This is a genomic window from Burkholderia contaminans, assembly GCF_029633825.1.
Lineage (GTDB): Bacteria > Pseudomonadota > Gammaproteobacteria > Burkholderiales > Burkholderiaceae > Burkholderia > Burkholderia contaminans.
On the sequence record NZ_CP090642.1, the window covers coordinates 742,566 to 761,724 of the forward strand.

The following is a 19,159-nucleotide window of genomic DNA, read 5'->3' on the forward strand; positions in this document are numbered from 1 at the left end:
ATGAACACGGCGCTGCGTTTGACGTCGACGGTGCTCAGGGGCCTTGCGGTCGTGCTGGGCGTGCTGATCGTGAACTTCTTCCTGATCCGGCTCGCGCCGGGCGACCCCGCGTTGATGCTCGCCGGTGACGCGGGCTCGGGCGACGCCGCGTACGTCGAGCGGCTGCGTGCGCAGCTCGGGCTGAGCCGGCCGCTCGTCGAGCAGTTCGCGCTGTATCTGCGTGATCTTGCGCACGTCGATTTCGGCTTCTCGTACCGCAACCAGTTGCCGGTCTTGCAGCTCGTCCTGGACCGCCTTCCCGCGACGCTGCTGCTGATGGCGGCCGCGTTTGCCGTGTCGGTCGTCACGGGCGTGACGGCGGGTGCGGTTGCCGCCTATGGCGAGTCGCGCGGCGGCCCATGGATGCGCCGCGTCGCCCGCGCGATCGGCGCGCTCGCGGTGATCGTCTATGCGACGCCGTTGTTCTGGCTGTCGCTGATGAGCGTGATCGTGTTCTCGGTGGTGCTCGGCTGGCTGCCGTCGTTCGGGATGGAAAGCGTCGGCGCCGGCTACACGGGCTGGCGCCGGGCGCTCGACGTGGCCGCGCACCTGGTGCTGCCGGCCGCGACGCTCGGGCTCGTGTACGGCGCGATCTACGTGCAGCTCACGCGCGCCGCGATGCTCGAGGTGATCGAACGCGAGTTCGTCCGCACCGCGCGCGCGAAGGGTGCGTCCGATCGGCGCGTGATGATTCGCCACGTGCTGCGCAATGCGCTGTTGCCGGTCGTCACGCTGGGCGGGTTGCAGCTCGGGCAACTCGCGGGCGGCGCGCTCGTCACCGAGATCGTGTTCGCATGGCCCGGTCTCGGCGGACTGATGTACGACGCGCTGCTGCAGCGCGACTATCCGGTGCTGCTCGGGCTGCTCGCCGTGGTCGCGGCGCTCGTGGTGCTGTTCAACGCGTTGACCGATCTGCTGTACGGGATCGTCGATCCGCGCATCGACTGGCGGGGGGCGCGATGACGCGCGGCTTCCTGCGCCGTTTCGTGCGTGCGCGCGGTGCGGCGGCCGGCATGCTGTTCCTTGCCGTCGTCGCGCTCGTCGCGTTGAGTGCGCCGCTGTGGCTGCCGTCGCCGTGGCGCATGGCCGGCGAGCCGTTGCTGCGGCCGCTGCAGGCCGGCCATCCGCTCGGCACCGACATGCTCGGGCGGGACGTGCTGGTCGCGCTGCTATGGAGCGCGCGCGTGTCGCTGTTCGTCGGGCTCGCGGCGACCGTCGCGACCTTTGCACTCGGCGTGTCGATCGGCGCGCTTGCTGGCTGGTGCGGCGGCTCGGTCGACCGGGCGCTGATGGCGGTCACGACGCTGTTCCAGACGGTGCCGCAGTTCGCGGTCGCGGTCACGATCGCGGCCGTGCTCGGTGCGTCGCTCGAATCGACGATCGTCGCGATCGCCGCCGTATCGTGGCCGGCGATCGCGCGGCTCGTGCGCGGCGAATTCATCGGGCTCGCGCAACGGGAGTTCGTGCTCGCCGCACGGCTTGCGGGCGAGTCGCCCGCCGCGCTCGTGCGGCGCCAGATCCTGCCGCACGTCTGGCCGCCGCTGGCGGTGCTGGCCGCGCTGATGGTCGCAACCGCGATCCTCACCGAATCAGCGCTGTCGTTCCTCGGGCTCGGCGATCCGTCGCAGATGAGCTGGGGCTTCATGATCGGCGCGGCGCGCAATGTGGTGCGCGACGCGTGGTGGCTGAGCATCTGGCCGGGGCTCGCGATCGTCGCGACCGCGCTCGCGGTCAACCGGGTCGGCGAAGGGTTGCGCCACGCGTCGGCGCTTGCGGAGCACGGGCGATGAGCGGCGCGCCGCTGTTGTCGATCGAGCGGCTCACGCTCGCGTTGCCGGCCGGCGCGGAACGCCGCGACGCGGTGCGCGACGTGTCGCTGACGCTCGCGCCCGGCGAGGTGCTGTGCGTGGTCGGCGCGTCCGGCTCGGGCAAGTCGCTGCTCGCGGCTGCGATCGCCGGCCTGCTGCCGCGCGGCGTGCGGCATGCTGCCGGGCGGATCGCGCTGCGCGGACGGGACCTCGCGCAGTGCAGCGACGCCGAATGGCGCGCGATTCGCGGCCGCGACGTGTCGATGATCTTCCAGGAACCGCTCGCCGCGCTGAATCCGCTGATGACGGTCGGTGCGCAGGTCGATGAAGTGTTGCGCATCCACCGTGTGCTGGGCGGTCGCGGCGACGGTGCGGCGCGCGCCGCGCGCGTGACGGCGCTGTTGCGCGACGTCGGCCTGCCGGAGCCCGAGCGGCTGCGGCATGCGTATCCCGATGCGCTGTCGGGCGGCCAGCGCCAGCGCGTGCTGATCGCGATGGCGCTCGCGCTCGAACCGGCGCTGCTGATCGCGGACGAACCGACCACGGCGCTCGACGTCACCACGCAGGCGCGCATCCTGGCGTTGATCGAGCACGCGGCGCGCACGCGGCGAACCGGCGTGCTGCTGATCACGCACGACTTTGGCGTGGTCGCGCGTGTCGCCGATCGCGTCGTGGTGTTGCGCGACGGCGAACCTGTCGAGCGTGGCCGCGCGGCCGACGTGCTGCGTGCGCCGCGTCATCCCTACACGCGCGCGTTGCTCGATGCGGTGCCGCACGGCCGCGTCGAGCCGCGCATCGTCATTCGCAGCGGCGTGCCGCTGCTGGACGTGCACGGCCTGCACAAGCGTTATGCGTCGCGTCGTGCGTTGCCGTTCCTGCCGGTGCGCGGCCGGAGCGGCGTCGATGCGCTGATGGACGTCGGTTTCACGCTGCATGCCGGCGAGACGCTCGGCATCGTCGGCGAATCGGGTTCGGGGAAGTCGACGCTCGCGCGTGCGCTGGTGCGGCTCGCGCGGGTGGATGCGGGCCGGATCGTCCTGCGCGGCGAGCACGATCTCGTGCGCCTGGCCGACTCTGCGTTGAGACCGCTGCGTCGGGACGTCCAGATGGTGTTCCAGGATCCGTACGCATCGCTGAACACGCGCCAGACGATCGCGCAGATCGTCGCGACCGGCCCGCTCGCGCACGGTGTCGGCCGCCGCGACGCGTATCGGCGGGCGGCCGAGCTGCTCGCGCAGGTCGGCTTGCCGCCGGATGCACTCGACCGGTATCCGCACGAATTCTCCGGCGGGCAGCGACAACGGATCAGCCTCGCCCGCGCGCTGGCGCTCGACCCGTCGATTCTCGTCGCCGACGAAATGGTCTCGGGGCTCGACGTGTCGGTGCAGGCGCAGGTGCTCGATCTGCTCGCGTCGGTGCAGCGACGCCGCGCGATGGCGATCGTGTTCGTCACGCACGACCTGCGCGTCGCCGCGCAGATCTGCGACCGGATCGCGGTGATGCAGGCGGGGCGGATCGTCGAGCTGGGCGACACCGCCCAGGTGTTCGGCGCTGCGCGCCATCCGTACACGCGCGCGCTGCTCGACGCGATACCGGTATTGCCCGCGCGTGCGGCAGCGAGCGGCACCGCGGACGCAGCCGCGCGTGCTCATCGCATCAACGAGGAACAATCATGACCTCCGTTTCGAACGTCGCGGCCGATGCTTCGGCCGTCGTGGCCGGCGTGCCGGTCGAGGTGCGTGCGGGCCGCACGCTGAGTGTCGCGCATCGCGCCGCGCCGCTCGGCTCGCCGCATGCGGGGACGGTGCTGTTCTTCGCGCACGGCGGCGGCGGCAACAAGAACCAGTGGCGCGCGCAGTGGCGCACGTTCGCCGATGCGGGCTACGAACTCGTCGCATGGGATTTTCTCGGCCACGGCGACAGCCCGCGCCCACCCGTGCGAAGCGGCGCTTATCACGGCGACGAAACGCTGCTCGACTATCTCGCGCTGTTCGACCGATACAAGGGCGCGCACAACGTGCTCGTCGCGCATTCGCTCGGCACGGGCAGCACGCTCGCGTTGCTCGATCGGCTCGCGGCGCTCGGGCGGCTGCATGAAGCAAGCGGCGCGCTGCTGCTCGGCACGCAGCTCGCGCGCCCGGTGACCCGGCCACCGGCATTGCCGGGCTGGCTGCTCGAATGGATCAAGCCGGTGTTCGCACGGCGGTTTCGGCGGCTCGCATGGCATCCGCAAGCCGATCCGGCGCTGGTCGCGTACGAGTCGCGCGTGGCGCGCCGCAACCGGATGACGACGTTCCAGGCCGTGCTGCGCGACGCGCCGTGGCCGGACGCGGCGCGGCTGGCCGTGCTCGACTTGCCGGTCGCCGTGCTGGCCGGCGATGCCGATGGGCTGACGCCGCCGGCCGGCGGGCGTGCGCTGGCCGATGCGCTGCCGAATGCGACGTTCGACGTGCTGGCTGCCTGCGGGCATCAGTTGATGCTCGAGCGGCCCGATCAGGTCGGCGCCGCATTGCGTGCGCTGCTCGAGCGCGCCGTTCAGCCGGCGCCGTCGGCGTGAGCGTCGATGTATGCGTCGGCCGATGGATCATGTCAAACCGGCCAGGGGTTCGAATAACGGTGGAAGAGGAGGCGTTTGATGTCTGAAGTCGAAGTTTCGTTGGATCGGCAGGACCGGCTCGTCTATGTGTCGGCCCGGGACCCGCTCGCGCAGCCGCTGTTCGACGAGCTCGCGTACGAGTACAGCAGCCGTTACGCGGCTTATATCCCCGAGGAGGAACTCGCCAGGGAGCTCGTGCGCTATCCGGTCGAAGCTTTCGCGCCGCCTCATGGCGCGTTCCTGCTGCTGTTGCGTGAGGGCCGGGCGATCGCGGGCGGTGCGTTCATGCGTCATCACACGCCGGCCACCGCGGAGTTCAAGCGCATCTGGGTCAGTCGCGCGCATCGGCGTCAGGGGTTGGCGCGGCGCGTACTGGCCGAGCTGGAAGCGCAGGCTGGCCGGCAAGGCTACACGCGCGTGCATCTGGGAACCGGGCCGCGGCAACCCGAAGCGGTCGGCCTTTACCGGTCCTCCGGCTATACGCTGCTGTCGTCGCACGATTTCGGCGAGGATGCGCCGCCCGGCGTGTTGTTCGAGAAATATCTGCTGCCGGTTCAGCCGGTGCATACCGGCCACGTGGAATGAGTCGATGACGCCGGACGAGCCGCACGCTTGCGTGCACACCGAGCTTGCAGATGCCGTTGCCCGCGCGCGACCGTCCGGCCGGTTCGGCTGGCTCGTGCGACGGCTCGATGCGCGCGGTGCTTCGCACGACACCCGTGCCGACATCGTGCTGGGCATCTGCGTCGCGATGGGCTTCACCACGCTTCTCGATCAGGCGATCTTCACGCTTGCGGTGCCGGCGCTCAGGAGCGGACTGCGCGCGTCGACAGCGGAAATACAGCTGATCACGTCGGTTTATTCCATCGCGTTCGGTATCGCGCTCGTCCCTGCCGGCCGGCTGGGCGACGTGATCGGGCGCCGCCTGCTGTTTCTGGTCGGGCTCGCGATGTTTACCGGTTTCAGCGTACTGGGCGGATTGGCGGACGATGCGCGAACGGTGATCGCCGCACGCGTGCTGCAAGGGCTCGGCGCGGGGATGATCAATACGCAGATATTCGGCCTGATCCAGGACTTGTTCACCGGCACGGCGCAAGCCAGGGCGCTCGGGCGATACGCGATGGCCGGCGGCTTGTCTGCGCTCGTCGGCCCGCTTCTCGGTGGGCTGGTTCTTGCATCGGTTCCGACGGACATCGGCTGGCGGCTGCTGTTCCTCGTCAATGCCCCGTTCGGCGTTGCCGTCTTCTGCGTGGCGCTTCGGTATTTGCCGCGCCACCGGCCGTCGGCTCGCCGGTTTTCGATCGACCTGATCGGGTTGATTCTTTTGTCCGCGATCACGCTCGCGCTCATGCTCGCCACGTTGGTCGGAAGTGCCGCGATGCCGTCGCGGCGCGTGTGCCTCGCGGTCGCGTTGGCCGGGCTGCCGTTGTTTCTCGCGTGGGAAGCCGCGTATCAGCGTCGCGGCGGCACACCGATCCTGTCGCGCAGTCTGGTCGGCTCGCGCGGCTATGTGCTCGGTACGATCGTCGCGATGTGCCAGTTCGCAGCGGGCGTCACGCTCGGGATGGTCAGTGCGTTGTTCTTTCTCGACGGCTTGCATGTCGACCCGCTGCTCTATGCGGCGCTGTCGATTCCTGCCGCGCTGGCATCGACCGCATCGGCGATGTGGAGCTGGCGTTTCGTCCGGCGTTTCGGCCGCGGCGGAACCGTGTTCGCGATCGCGTGTCATGCGCTTGCCGTGGCCGCGCAAGGTTGCGCGGCCGAATTCTTCGAGATTCGCTGGATCGTACTCACGTATCCCGCGATCGCGTTGCTGCAGGGCGTCGCCGGCGGCCTGATTCATGCGCCGAATCAGGCGATGACGCTCGCGCAGATCGGCCAGGATGAGGGGCGTGGGCTGGCTGCAGGGTTTCTGCAGTTATCGCAGCGGCTTGCGTGCTCGATCGGCATGTCGTGGGGAACGGGGGTGTTCCTGGTGCAGGCATCGTCTTCCGCCGGTTTGACGGCATACCGAGATGCATTCGTCGAAGTGCTGATGCCGATCTTGCTGTTGGTCGCCGGTGCGTTCGTGGCGGCATGCACGGACTGGGCAAGCAGGCGAGCACAGTGCCCGACGACGTGACCGGCAGACGATCCATGCTTTTGTTGCATTCCGACCTTTACGATATGTCATCCTGATTATGTGTATCTGTGTGCATAACGATTTCAAAAATGCTTGGTTTGCGCATGAATGGTTAACGCGCACTATTGGGCCTCGCGACACAGGAAGTTAACCGTGTCGAACAAATCGATCCAATCCGGCAAATCAGAGGCAGATGACTCGAAGCATCTGGCGTATCCGTGACAGACGAAGTAATCGACACCTCCCCGCTTGACCCGCTCGCGCTGCCCATGTTCGACGAGTTGTCGGTCGAGTATTCCACGCGATATCAGGACTTTCGCTCGGTGCCCGCGGAAGTCGTGCGTGATGAACTCCTGGCATATCCGGCCGCACTGTTTGCACCGCCCGACGGCGCCTTCGTGCTGATTCGCCGGGGTGACGAAGTCGTGGGGGGCGGCGCATTCCAGCGCTACGACGCAACGACCGCCGAGCTCAAGCGCATCTGGGCGCATTCCGGCGTGCGTCGCCAGGGCGTTGCGCGCCGCGTGGTGGCCGAACTGGAATCCCGTGCGTTGCGGCAAGGCTACCGGCGCGTCTATCTCACGACCGGATTTCGTCAACCGGAGGCCTCCGCGCTCTATGCCGGCACCGGCTATGTCCCGCTATACGATCCGGCGATCGCACCGGAAGTGCATTGGCGGCTGCCGTTCGCCAAGGATCTGCTCGAGCCTGGCCGTACCGATCGTTTGCAGGATTTGAAGCCGGACCGGCCGTTGGGTCGGCCGTTCGGCGCATGACGGATGAATACTTCTACGGGATATCGAAACATGAATCGTCGTCGCGGAATCAGCCTGGCAGTGTCCGGTGCGCTTGCCCTCGTCGTCATGGGGGTGGCCGGCCTCGCACAGTCGGCGCCATCGTTGAATCTGAGCCCCGATCAGCAAGATCGCCCGCGCGGCACGCCGGACGCCGCGGCCATCAAGCTGATTCCGGAGAACTTCCGCTTCGTCGAGAAGGGCGTGCTGACGGTCGGGATCTCGGTGAGTGTTCCGCCGATCAGTGTGTATGCCACGGATGCGAAAACGATCGTCGGGGCCGATCCGGATCTCGCGCAACTGGTGGCGGACGAACTCGGCCTGAAGCTCAAGCTCGTGCCGCTCGCGTGGGCAGACTGGCCGCTCGCCGTCGCGTCGGGGAAAGTCGACGCGGTACTGTCGAACGTGACCGTGACCGAGGCGCGCAAGCAGAAGTTCGACTTCTCGACCTATCGACGCGACGTGCTCGGCTTCTACGTCGAGCAGAACAGCGCGATCAAGCAGATTCGCGAGCCGAAGGATATCGCCGGACTGCGGGTCATCGGTGACTCGGGCACCAACCAGGAAAAAATCCTGTTGGCATGGGACAAGGAAAACGTCGCACACGGGCTGAAGCCGATTCACGTGCTGTATTACGAGGATCCCTCCGTGCGCACGCTGGCGCTGGCATCGGGACGCGCCGACGCGATTTTCAGCGTCAATGCGGTGTTGGCTTACCAGGTGAGCCAGGGTGCGAAGATCAGGCAGGTCGGCGCGGTAAGCGGCGGGTGGCCGCGCACGGCAGAGCTCGCTGTCACGACTCGCAAGGACGGCGGGCTCGCGGCGCCCATTACCTATGCGATCAACGACCTCATTCAGAACGGCAAATATCGCCAGGTACTGAGCCGCTGGAATCTCGAAAGTGAGGCGATCACGAAAGCGTCGACGAATCCGCCGGGGCTTCCCGATCTCTGATTCGGTCTTGAGCGGATGAAGAAGGACCGCCGCTGAGAATGGCGTTTTATAAATCATATGTACTACTACTGAAAGGCAGCTTGCAACGTGCCTTCAATCGACAAGGGGCAGAGAAATCATGCAGCACAAACGGGGCGAAGGGGTTTCGCCGAAGACGCGCAGGACGGTGATATCGGTGGCGGTGGCGGCTGGCGTTTTTCATGGCGCGGCCTGGGCGCAGGAAGCGGGAGCGGGGGACGCAGCGGCAGCGGTCGCGACACCGGCGAGTAGCGCGGTCGCACCGGCATCGTCGGCTTCGGCCGCGCCGGACGGCAAGGTACAGGTTCAGGACCGCGTCGTGATCACCGGTTCGCGCACCGAGACGCGCGCGAGCAAGAGCCTGACGCCGATCGACGTGATCGGCGGCGATCAGTTGCGCGCGACGGGGCAGACCAACCTGCGCGATGCGTTGGTGAAACTGTCGCCGTCGATCACGCGGACCTCGTACTCGGGCGATACCGGCGTATTGACCGACACGCTGTCGCTGCATGGCCTGACACCCGACCACGTGCTCGTGCTGGTGAATGGCAAGCGCCGCCACACGACGGCCAACATCACGCTCGACCCGGGACTGAACCAGGGCTCGACCGGCGTGGATATCGATACCATTCCGGTGGGCCTGATCGACCATATCGAAGTGCTGCGTGACGGTGCTTCCGCGCAGTACGGCTCCGACGCGATCGCGGGCGTGATCAACATCATCCTGAAGCGCAACACGCACGGCGGCGAACTCGCGACGACCAACGGACAGACGTATTCGGGCGACGGCTTCAAGACCAGCGAATCCGCGACGATCGGCCTGAACATCGCCGACAAGGGTTTCCTCGATCTGAGCGCCGGATTCGACCGGCAGAACCATACGATCCGCACGGGGCCCGACGACTATTTCGGGCGGTTTCCGCAGGGGCAGGGCTATTACAACCCGATCCTCGGCGACCCGTCCAGCTCGCGCGAGACGGTCGGCTTCAACGCCGGCTACTACCTCGGCGACGACGTCGAGCTCTACGGGTTCGGCACCTATGCGCACCGCAACGGCGACGCGTACCAGAACTATCGTCCACCGTCGGTCCTGCCGCAGGTCTACCCGAACGGGTTCGTGCCGGTCGAAACGATCAACGAGAACGATTACTCGGTGACGGCCGGTGTGAAGGGCAAGAACCTGTTCGGCTGGGCATGGGATCTGAGCACGACCTATGGCGGCGACTACAGCGTGTTCGGGATGCGCAATTCCGCCAACACCGGGTTGTACGCGGCAACGGGATCAACGCCGACCACCTTCCATCTGTCGACCGTCAGCAACACCCAGTTGACGAACAACCTCGACCTGTCGCGGGCATTCAATGTCCCGCTGCTGCCCGCACCGCTGAATGTCGCCGTGGGCGTCGAGCAGCGTCGCGAAACCTATACGATCCGAAATGGCGAGCAGGCATCGTGGATCGATGGCGGGTCGGCTGCGTTGCCGGGCCTGGCGCCGGTCAGCGCGAGCGACATCTCGCGCAACGTGATCGGCACGTACGTCGATCTGTCGACCTACCTGACGCCGAAATGGCAGGTGAACCTGGCGGGCCGTTACGAGCACTACAACGACGTCGGCGACACGACCAACGGCAAGGTTTCCACCCGCTACCAGTTCTCGCCGGCCATCGCGGTTCGCGGCAGCGTGAGTTCGGGCTTTCGTGCGCCGTCGCTGGCCCAGGAGTCCTATACCAGCGTGACGACGTCGCCGGCCTCCGTGGGCGGCATCCTGGCAACGACGTCGCCCGGCGCGCGCCTGATCGGCGCGCAGGCGCTGAAGCCGGAGCAGTCGACCAGCTACAACTTCGGATTGGTGCTCAATCCCGTTCGCAACCTGCAGCTGACGATCGACGCGTACCAGATCAATATCCGCAACCGGATCGTTCTTGGCGGAACTGCGTCGGGCGCCGCGGCCATCGCCGCGCTCGAAGGGGCGGGCCTGAGCGTGCCGGGCTCGGTGCCGGCATCGGCGGTCAGCGCAAGTTACTTCACCAACGGCGCGAACACGCGCACGCGCGGGATCGACCTCGCGGGCACCTATCACACCGGGTTCGGTCGCTACGGCCAGGTGGACTGGGATTTCGGCGTGAACCTGAATACGACGTCGGTCACGCACGTGGCGAACGGATCGAACGGGAAGCCGTCGCTGAACGGACAGCAGATCGCGTCGCTGTCCACGACGACACCGAAGAACAAGATCATCATCGGCGGCACCTGGCGTCTCGACAAGTGGGCGGTCACGCTGCATGAAACGCGCTACGGGAAGACCTCGGGCGAGGGGACGTACTTCGTCGGCCCGAACGCATTCTCGACGTCGCAGTTCGTTCACTACGAGGAGGCCGCGCGGTACGTGACCGACCTGGAAGTGCGCTACGACGTGACCAAGCAGTTCCAGATCGCGGCGGGCGCGCAAAACCTGTTCGACGTTCGCCCGAGCAAGCTGCCTTTCGAGACGCAACTGGAAGGTATTCAGTACAGCGGCGGCAGCACGATCGGCGTCAACGGCGGATTTTATTATCTGCGCGCGCGCTATCTGTTCTGATCGAACGACCATATCCATAGCAGAAATGACCGTAACGGGACGTTGATCCGTTATCGATAATAACGGGTCTGCCCGGTGTTTTCCGCTGTATCGGCACCCGCCGGACGCCGCTTCGTGCCGGCGGGTCAGCCGTTCTAAAAGGTTGAGCTTCATGTCTTATTCCCTTTCGATTCTCGACAAAAGCCCGATTGCAGAAGGGGCGAGCGCGCACGACGCACTGAATTTCACGATCGCGCTCGCGAAGCGTGCCGAAGCGCTCGGCTACAAGCGCTACTGGATCGCGGAACACCACGGCGCGCCCGGGCTCGCGAGTTCGGCACCGGAAATCGTCGTGTCGCATCTGCTCGCGCACACGTCCCGAATTCGCGTCGGATCGGGCGGCGTGATGCTTCAACATTACAGCCCTTACAAGGTCGCGGAATCGTTTCGCGTGCTGGCGTCCATCGCGCCCGGGCGCGTCGACCTCGGCGTGGGCAAGGCGCCCGGCGGGCTGCCGCTCTCCACGCGCGCATTGCAGTGGTTTCACGACAAGTCGAAGAAGCCGGATTTCGCCGGACAACTCGCCGAGCTCGATGCGTTTCTCGGTGACGGCGTCGCGCCGGATCATCCGCTGGCCGGCGCGCTCGCGCTGCCTTCTCCTGCGGAACCGCCGCAGCGGATCCTGCTGGGGGGCAGCCCGGAAAGCGCCGAACTGGCCGCGCGGCACGGCTGGCAGTTCTGCTACGCGGGCCACTTCAACGGCGACGTTGCCAATATCGAGCGGTCGATCGACGTCTATCGCGACGCGACGGGCCGCGTGCCGCTGCTCGCGCTGTTCGCGGTCGCCGCGGAGTCGTCCGAAGACGCGAAACGTCAGGTCGGCGCGCTGAGAATCTTCAAGCTTCGTTTCGGAGACGGGCAGAGCGTCAACCTGCCAAGCGCGGAGGCGGCGGCCGATTTCGCGCGCCAGATCGGCGTGACCGACTACCGGATCGACGAACTGCATCCGCAGGTGCTGGCCGGCACCGCGCAAGAAGTGCACCGGGAACTGGATGCGTTGCACGAGCGTTTCGGGATCGACGAGTTCGTGATCGACAACCCGGTGACGGACCCGGCGAAACGTCTTGCATCGGTCGAAGCGCTGGCACGCGTCGAGCAGCTGATCGTCGTCTGACTGCGATTTGCGCCTTTTCCATTTCTCGCATGTGGATCTGAACATGACCCAACGTAACCTGACATTCGGACTGATCCTTCACGGCGCCGGCGGCCACATGAATTCGTGGAAGCATCCGGCCGGCCCGGCGGACGCAAGCGTCAATATCGATTTCGTCACCGGCATCGCGCAGAAGGCCGAAGCGAACGGCGTGGCCTTCGTGTTCGTCGCGGACGGCCTCTACATCAACGAGAAGTCGATCCCGCATTTCCTGAACCGCTTCGAGCCGATCTCGATCCTGTCCGCGCTTGCGACGGCGACATCGAAGATCGGGCTCGCCGGCACGCTGTCCACGTCGTACAGCCATCCGTTCACGGTGGCCCGCCAGTTCGCATCGCTCGACCTGATCAGCGGCGGGCGTGCCGGATGGAACGTCGTGACGTCGCCGCTCGAGGGTTCGGCGAAGAACTACGGCGGCGAACATCCGGATCATGCGCTGCGTTACGAGATCGCCGATGAATATCTGGAAACGGTGCAAGGCCTGTGGGACAGCTGGGACGATGATGCCTTCGTGCGCGACCGCGCAAACGGCCGCTTCTTCGATCGCGAAAAACTGCACACGCTGAACCACAAGGGCCGCTTTTTCGAGGTCGCCGGGCCGCTCAACATCCAGCGCTCGCCGCAGGGCCAACCGGTGATTTTCCAGGCCGGCTCGTCGGATGCGGGCATCGGGCTGGCCGGCAAGTATGCCGATGCGGTGTTCACGCACGCGCCGTCGCTGGACGAGACGCGCGAATTTGCCGAGCGCGTGCGCGACAGCGCGGTGGCGCACGGCCGGGCGCGCAGCGACGTGAAGATCTTCCCCGGCATCGGGCCGATCGTCGGCGCGACGCGCGAGGAAGCCGACGCGAAATACCGCGCGATTCGCGACTTGCTGACGATCGACGAGGCGTTGGCCTACCTCGGCCGCTTTTTCGAGCATCACGACTTTTCGCAGTATCCGCTCGATGCGCCGTTTCCCGAACTGGGCGAACTCGGCAGGAACAGTTTCCGCTCCACGACCGATCGCATCAAGGAAGAGGCCCGGAAAAACGGCTCGACGCTCAGGGAAGTCGCGCTTGAAGTCGCCACGCCGAAACCGGGGTTCATCGGCACCGGCGAGGACGTCGCGGACGAACTGATCCGCTGGTTCGATGCAGGCGCGGCTGACGGCTTCATCCTCGGCTTCCAGGTGCAGAAGGAAGGGCTCGACGATTTCGTCCGTTACGTGATTCCCGCACTCGAAGCGCGAGGCCGCTACGACCGCGCGTTACCGGGTGCCACGCTGCGCGACCATCTCGGCTTGCCGCGCCGCGCGAGCCGCTACGCAACCGCAGAGACCGCGTGATGAACGACCTCTCCCGGCTTGCCGGCCGCGCACCGTTCGTGCCCGACACCGCGGCGCCGGCGGGCCCCGACTACGCGAATTACCGTGTCGTTCCCGCCCGCTATCCGGCGAGAACGGCCGGCACCGTCGCGGCGATCGTGCTGATCGCGGCCGTCCTCTATTCGGTGCTCGGTAATCCGCGCTGGGGCTGGAACGTCTTTGCCCACTGGTTTTTCTCGGAAGCCGTGCTCGCGGGTCTCGGGCAGACGCTGCTGCTGACGGCCCTCGGTGCGGTGCTCGGCTTCGCGCTGGCGATTCCGCTCGCACTCGCGCGGCTCTCGCGTTCGCCGCTGCTGTCGTCGTGCTCATGGGCGTACATCTGGCTGTTCCGCTCGATTCCAGCCATCGTCCTGCTGCTGTTGCTGAACAATCTCGGCTATCTGTACGACACGGTCAGGCTGGGTATCCCGTTCACGGACATCGTGTTCCTGCACGGCCCGACCACGGATCTGATCACGCCGTTCATGGCGGCCGTTCTCGGGCTCACGCTGACGCAGGCCGCGTTTGCGGCAGAGGCGATCCGCGGCGGCATCCTGTCGGTCGATCACGGGCAACGCGAAGCCGCGGCCGCGCTCGGCCTGCCGCGCGCGCGACAGACCTGGCGCATCGTGTTGCCTCAGGCGATGCGCGCGATCCTGCCTGCCGCGTTCAACGACGTGATCGGCCTCGCGAAGGGCACGGCGGTCGTCTATATCCTCGCGATGCCGGATCTGTTCTACACGGTGCAGATCATTTACCACCGCAACCTCGAAGTGATCCCGATGCTGATGGTCGCGACCGTCTGGTATCTGGTGATCCTGACCGTGCTGTCGGCGATCCAGGTGCATATCGAGCGCCACTATGCGCGCGGTGCGACGCGCGACGCGGTCGCCGTGCCGGGCCTCTTCGCAGTCCTGCGCAAAAGCCGTCTTGCGGTCGAGGCATTGCCGTTCCGTAGCTCGGTGGCTCACACCCGGCCTGACGCTGCTGCCGCGCCGAGTGCGGAGACGGCCGGCTGGGCGAAGCAGCGCATCGGCGCGGCGGTCGGCATTCACCGCGTATCGAAGAGCTTCGGATTGTTGAAGGTGCTCGACAACGTGTCGCTGGCGATCCCGTCCGGGAGCGTGACGGTCGTGCTCGGGCAGTCGGGATCGGGCAAGTCGACGTTGTTGCGCACGATCAACCATCTGGAGCGCGTGGACGAGGGGTTCATCGACATCGACGGCGAACTGGTCGGTTATCGCCGCGACGGGCGCACGCTGTACGAGCTCAAGGAAAAGGACATCCTGCGCCGCCGCGCCGAAGTCGGCATGGTGTTCCAGGGCTTCAACCTGTTTCCGCATCTGACCGTGCTCGAGAACATCGTCGAGGCGCCGGTCGCGGCCGGCCTGCCGCGCGTGCAGGCGGAAGCGGAAGCACGCGCGCTGCTCACTCGGGTGGGCCTGGCCGGCAAGGCCGACGCGTGGCCGCGTCAGTTGTCCGGCGGCCAGCAGCAGCGCGTCGCGATCGCGCGCGCGCTTGCGCTGAAGCCCAAGGTGTTGCTGTTCGACGAGCCGACTTCCGCGCTCGATCCGGAACTCGTGAACGAAGTGCTCGACGTGATTCGTCAGTTGGCCCGTTCCGGGACCACGCTGATCATCGTGACGCACGAAATCGGTTTCGCGCGGGAAGTGGCGGACACGATCGTCTTCATGGACGGCGGGCGCGTCGTGGAGTCGGGTCCGCCGTCGGCGGTGCTGACGGCTCCGGCGCATCCGCGCACGCGCGAGTTCCTGTCGAAGGTGTTGTCGTAGTGGGGCTGCGCATGGCCGCATGTTCCGCCGGGCGTATCGCGTGGGCGACAGGGGCCGCGACCACCGCAAATGTCGAAGGATGAAAAAGGTGAGCAACGTACGCATTGATCATATTGCATTCCTGACGCCGGGCAATTATCCCGGCGAGGACGCGCGTGCGGGATTCGAGCGGACGCTCGAACTGTTCCGCGTGGGCGAGGCGCTGGGTTACGACAGCGCGTGGGTTCGGCAGCGCCATCTCGAGCGTGCCGTATCGTCGGCAGCCACGTTTCTCGCGGCGGCGAGCCAGCGGACGACCCGGATCGGGCTCGGCGCGGCGGTGATCCAGATGGGCTACGAGAATCCGTTCCGGCTGGCCGAGGATCTCGCGACCGTGGACGTGTTGTCGCACGGTCGGCTCAATGTCGGGCTCAGCGCGGGCGCGCCGAATCACGGCGCGCTGCTCGGCGAGCGCCTGTTCGATACCGATCCGGATCTGGTCGATTTCTCGCATGCGCGTGTGGCGCGCCTGCGCCGCAATCTCGCCGGCGACTGGCTCGGCGACGACGACACGTTCGTGGAGTCGGCCGCGGGCAAGGTGCGGCCGCGCGTGAGCCCTTATGCGCCCGGATTGACGGGCCGGCTCTGGTATGGAGGCGGTTCGAGGCGCTCGATCGAGTGGGCTGCCAAAAACGGCTTCAACCTGCTGATCGGCAATCTGACGACGGGCGAGGGGACGGACAGTTACGTCGACGCCCAACTCCGGCAACTCGAGCTGTACCGCGCTCATTGGAACGAAGCCGTCGCTCCGCGCATCGCGCTGGGGCGCGTGATCGTGCCGACCGACGGTGCGAATGCTCGCGAGCGCGAACGCTATCGCGCATTCGCCGAAGGCCGCCATGCGCGCACGCTTGCGCCGCAGGGCGAGCGGCGCACGCTGTTCGCGCCGGATCTCGTGGGTACTTCGGACGAGATCGTCGAGCGGTTGCTTGCCGACCCGGTGGTCGGACAGGTGCATGAGTTGCGCCTCGAATTGCCTTACGACCTGCCGTTCGAGAATTACCGGCAGATCCTGGAGGACTTCATCACGCGTATCGCCCCCGCACTCGGCTGGCAGCCGGTTGGCGGGAGAGCGTCCGCTGCGGCCTGAGGTGCTCGACATGACCTTCCATCGAATGCCGCCCGTGATCGAAGCCGGCGAGGCGCCGGAGGCTGCCGGGCACGTCGTGCGAGCCCGGCGCGTACGCATACCGCGTGACGCGCGGCGAGCGGGCGGCGACGCACCTTCGACCTCGTTGCAACTGGACCGAACATGACAACCGCTTCTCAATCACAGCTCGCGACAATCGGCCGCCCGCGCCGCTTCGGCAACAAGCAGACTCATCCGGTGCGCCGCTTCGGCGGCATCGCGATTGCGATCGTCCTGCATCTCGTGCTGGTCTGGGCGCTCGTGAACGGGCTCGCCACCCGGGTCGTCCAGATCGTCCAGCAACCGATCGAAACGCGAATCATCGTGCCGGTGAAGCCGCCTCCGCCACCCCCTCCGCCGAAGCCGGTCGAGAAGGTCGTGTCGAAGCCGCGGGTGGCGCCACCGCCGCCGCCGTTCGTGCCGCCGCCCGAGGTGCGCGTGCAGGCGCCGCCGCAGCCGACCATCACGCACCAGGACGTGCCGGCGCCGAGCGCCCCCGTGCACGAGGCGCCGCCCGCGCCGGCACCGGTGCCGGTCGCGAAGCCGGTGAACCGCGAGATCGGCGTGGTCTGCCCGAATTCGGACGAAGTCCGGTCGTCGATCGTCTACCCGTCGGAGGCGCAGGACAACAACATCACGGGCGATGTCACGGTCGAATTCACGGTGGACCCGGACGGCCGCGTCACGAACCTGCGGGTCGCGCAGCCGGCCGACCCGGTGCTCAATCGTGCGGCGCTCAACGCGGTCAAGCGGTTTCACTGCATTGCGCAGGGGGAGCCCGTGCGCGTGCGCGTACCGTTTTCCTTCAACCTGAATTGACGCTGGCCACGGCAAGCCGTTCGACCGGGCCGGTTTTTCACATCGATACATGACGCATACGGAGTCCTTATGAACAAGCGCTTTCGCGCCGCGGTCGCGGCAAGTCTGATGATCACGGCCGGCATCGGCGGCACGCTGGTCGCACCGCAAGCCGTGCTTGCACAGCAAGCAGCGGCGTCCGCGCCGAGCCAGGCGGCCTCCGGCGGGGCGCCGACCTCCGCCGCGCCGGCTACCGCAAGCGCGGTGCCGCCGCCCGAGCCCGCGACGTCGGCAACAGTCGAGAATCCGTACGGCCTGGGGGCGCTGTGGGCAAACGGCGATTTCGTCGCCCGCTTCGTGCTCGGGCTGCTCGTGGTCATGTCGCTCGGCAGCTGGTACATCATGATCACCAAGTTCGTCGAGCAGGTGCGGGCCAACGGCCGCGCGAAATCCGCCGACGAGCAGGTCTGGAATGCGCCGACGCTGGCCGAGGGTGCCGCCCAGCTCGACGATGCGTCGCCGTTCCGCTTCATTGCCGAGAATGCGATCGAAGCGGGCGAACACCACGACACCGCGCTGCTCGATTCGGTCGACCGCAATACCTGGATCGACCTGAACATCGAGCGTTCGATCACCAGCGTATCGAACCGGCTGCAGGACGGCCTGGCCTTCCTGGGCACGGTGGGTTCCACCGCGCCGTTCGTCGGCCTGTTCGGCACCGTGTGGGGCATTTATCACGCGCTGACCGCCATCGGCATCGCGGGCCAGGCGTCGATCGACAAGGTCGCCGGCCCGGTCGGCGAGGCGCTGATCATGACGGCGATCGGCCTCGCCGTCGCCGTGCCGGCCGTGCTCGGCTACAACTTCCTCGTGCGCCGCAACAAGTCCGTGATGGAGCGCGTGCGCGATTTCGGCGCGCAGCTGCACACGGTATTGCTCGCGGGTGGCCGGCGCGCGGCAGGCAGCGTCGCGACGCCGGCGGCACAGGCGCCGCAGGCGCTGGCGGTGCAGTCGTAAGCGGGGCGCGCCATGGCAATCAGTGTCGGCAGTGACGACAACGACGAGGTCATCTCGGCGATCAACACGACGCCGCTCGTGGACGTGATGCTGGTGTTGCTGATCATCTTCCTGATCACGATCCCGGTGGTGACCCATACGATCCAGGTGCAATTGCCGGCGGAGCGCGTCCAGCCGCTGCAGACGCAGCCGAAAAGCGTCGAGATCGCGGTGAACCGGGAGGGCGACGTTTTCTGGGGCACGGAGCATGTGGACCAGCCGACGCTGGTGGCGCGGCTGAAAGACGTGTCGGCGCAAACGCCGCAGCCGGACGTGCACGTGCGCGGCGATCAGGCCACGCCATATCAGTACATCGGCAAGGTGGTGACCGCGTGCGAGCGAGCCGGGATCGGCAAGGTCGCCTTCATAACGCAACCGCCCGCACGGGGCGGCTAGGGAGTTCGAACGATGAGCAGGAGTGCAGGTGCCCGCGCGGGCAGGGACGAACCAGACGTGATGGTGGACATCAACACCACGCCGCTGATCGACGTGATGCTGGTGCTGCTGATCATGTTGATCATCACGATCCCGATCCAGATGCATTCGGTGAAGATGAACCTGCCGGTCGGGAACCCGCCGGTTCCGCCGCATCCGCCTCAGGTGGTGCAGATCGATGTCGGCGCCGATGGATCGGTCAACTGGAACGGCGTGGCGGTTCACGGCGGAGCGGGGCTGGATGCGAAGTTCCGCGCAGTCGCGGCCGAAGCCGACCAGGACGAAATCCGCCTGCGCCCGGACAAGGCGGCGCCGTACCGCGCCGTTGCCGAAGTGCTGGCCTCGGCTCAACGCGAAGGGGCGACGAAAATCGGGTTGATCGGTAGCGAACAGTTCACCCAATGAATGGCGCGGCAGGTTCGTCGCGCGCCCGCGCGTCGTTCTTCGGGCCAGCAATGCGTCC

Annotated in this window: 17 protein-coding genes; all 17 read left to right on the forward strand. The window is 66.9% G+C overall.

The annotated features are described in order from the left end of the window. The 17 genes from LXE91_RS35480 (at position 1) to LXE91_RS35560 (ending at position 19,101) form a co-directional block, all read left to right on the forward strand. Positions 1 to 1,002, forward strand: a complete 1,002-nt coding sequence (locus LXE91_RS35480; RefSeq protein WP_039371822.1) for an ABC transporter permease — start codon at positions 1 to 3, stop codon at positions 1,000 to 1,002. Beyond that, entirely contained in the window at positions 999 to 1,829 is an 831-nt protein-coding gene (locus LXE91_RS35485; protein ID WP_039371818.1) for an ABC transporter permease, read from the forward strand. Before LXE91_RS35480 ends, LXE91_RS35485 begins: the two co-directional genes overlap by 4 nt. After that, entirely contained in the window at positions 1,826 to 3,523 is a 1,698-nt protein-coding gene (locus LXE91_RS35490) for a dipeptide ABC transporter ATP-binding protein (protein WP_039371815.1), read from the forward strand. The genes LXE91_RS35485 and LXE91_RS35490 overlap by 4 nt, the downstream gene beginning before the upstream one ends. Further along, entirely contained in the window at positions 3,520 to 4,404 is an 885-nt protein-coding gene (locus tag LXE91_RS35495) for an alpha/beta fold hydrolase (RefSeq protein ID WP_039371812.1), read from the forward strand. Before LXE91_RS35490 ends, LXE91_RS35495 begins: the two co-directional genes overlap by 4 nt. A 78-nt stretch (positions 4,405 to 4,482) precedes the next feature. Then, entirely contained in the window at positions 4,483 to 5,028 is a 546-nt protein-coding gene (locus LXE91_RS35500; RefSeq protein ID WP_046197103.1) for a GNAT family N-acetyltransferase, read from the forward strand. Positions 5,029 to 5,032: 4 nt separating this feature from the next. After that, positions 5,033 to 6,565, forward strand: a complete 1,533-nt coding sequence (locus tag LXE91_RS35505; RefSeq protein ID WP_039371809.1) for an MFS transporter — start codon at positions 5,033 to 5,035, stop codon at positions 6,563 to 6,565. 218 nt (positions 6,566 to 6,783) lie between these two features. Further along, the gene (locus LXE91_RS35510; protein ID WP_039371806.1) at positions 6,784 to 7,341 is read left to right on the forward strand and encodes a GNAT family N-acetyltransferase; all 558 of its coding nucleotides are present in this window, start codon (positions 6,784 to 6,786) and stop codon (positions 7,339 to 7,341) included. A 30-nt stretch (positions 7,342 to 7,371) separates the two neighbouring features. Next, entirely contained in the window at positions 7,372 to 8,313 is a 942-nt protein-coding gene (locus tag LXE91_RS35515; protein ID WP_039371804.1) for an ABC transporter substrate-binding protein, read from the forward strand. A 118-nt stretch (positions 8,314 to 8,431) separates the two neighbouring features. Further along, on the forward strand, positions 8,432 to 10,909 hold the full coding sequence (locus LXE91_RS35520) for a TonB-dependent receptor plug domain-containing protein (protein WP_039371802.1): 2,478 nt from the start codon (positions 8,432 to 8,434) through the stop codon (positions 10,907 to 10,909). A 151-nt stretch (positions 10,910 to 11,060) separates the two neighbouring features. Next, complete coding sequence (locus LXE91_RS35525; RefSeq protein WP_039371798.1) at positions 11,061 to 12,062, forward strand: LLM class flavin-dependent oxidoreductase; 1,002 nt, start codon at positions 11,061 to 11,063, stop codon at positions 12,060 to 12,062. 43 nt (positions 12,063 to 12,105) lie between these two features. After that, entirely contained in the window at positions 12,106 to 13,428 is a 1,323-nt protein-coding gene (locus tag LXE91_RS35530; protein WP_039372021.1) for an LLM class flavin-dependent oxidoreductase, read from the forward strand. Next, entirely contained in the window at positions 13,428 to 15,239 is a 1,812-nt protein-coding gene (locus LXE91_RS35535) for an amino acid ABC transporter permease/ATP-binding protein (protein WP_076841483.1), read from the forward strand. Before LXE91_RS35530 ends, LXE91_RS35535 begins: the two co-directional genes overlap by 1 nt. A 79-nt stretch (positions 15,240 to 15,318) precedes the next feature. Continuing rightward, positions 15,319 to 16,368 carry an LLM class flavin-dependent oxidoreductase gene (locus tag LXE91_RS35540; protein ID WP_063779156.1) on the forward strand — a complete coding sequence of 350 codons (1,050 nt, stop codon included), beginning with the start codon at positions 15,319 to 15,321 and terminating at the stop codon, positions 16,366 to 16,368. 162 nt (positions 16,369 to 16,530) lie between these two features. After that, a complete protein-coding gene (locus LXE91_RS35545) occupies positions 16,531 to 17,226 on the forward strand; it encodes an energy transducer TonB (RefSeq protein ID WP_039371796.1) in 696 nt (231 codons plus the stop codon). Positions 17,227 to 17,295: 69 nt separating this feature from the next. Then, on the forward strand, positions 17,296 to 18,222 hold the full coding sequence (locus LXE91_RS35550; RefSeq protein WP_039371793.1) for a MotA/TolQ/ExbB proton channel family protein: 927 nt from the start codon (positions 17,296 to 17,298) through the stop codon (positions 18,220 to 18,222). 12 nt (positions 18,223 to 18,234) lie between these two features. After that, a complete protein-coding gene (locus LXE91_RS35555; RefSeq protein ID WP_039371790.1) occupies positions 18,235 to 18,657 on the forward strand; it encodes an ExbD/TolR family protein in 423 nt (140 codons plus the stop codon). A 12-nt stretch (positions 18,658 to 18,669) separates the two neighbouring features. Then, the gene (locus LXE91_RS35560) at positions 18,670 to 19,101 is read left to right on the forward strand and encodes an ExbD/TolR family protein (protein ID WP_039371786.1); all 432 of its coding nucleotides are present in this window, start codon (positions 18,670 to 18,672) and stop codon (positions 19,099 to 19,101) included. Positions 19,102 to 19,159 lie beyond the last annotated feature (58 nt).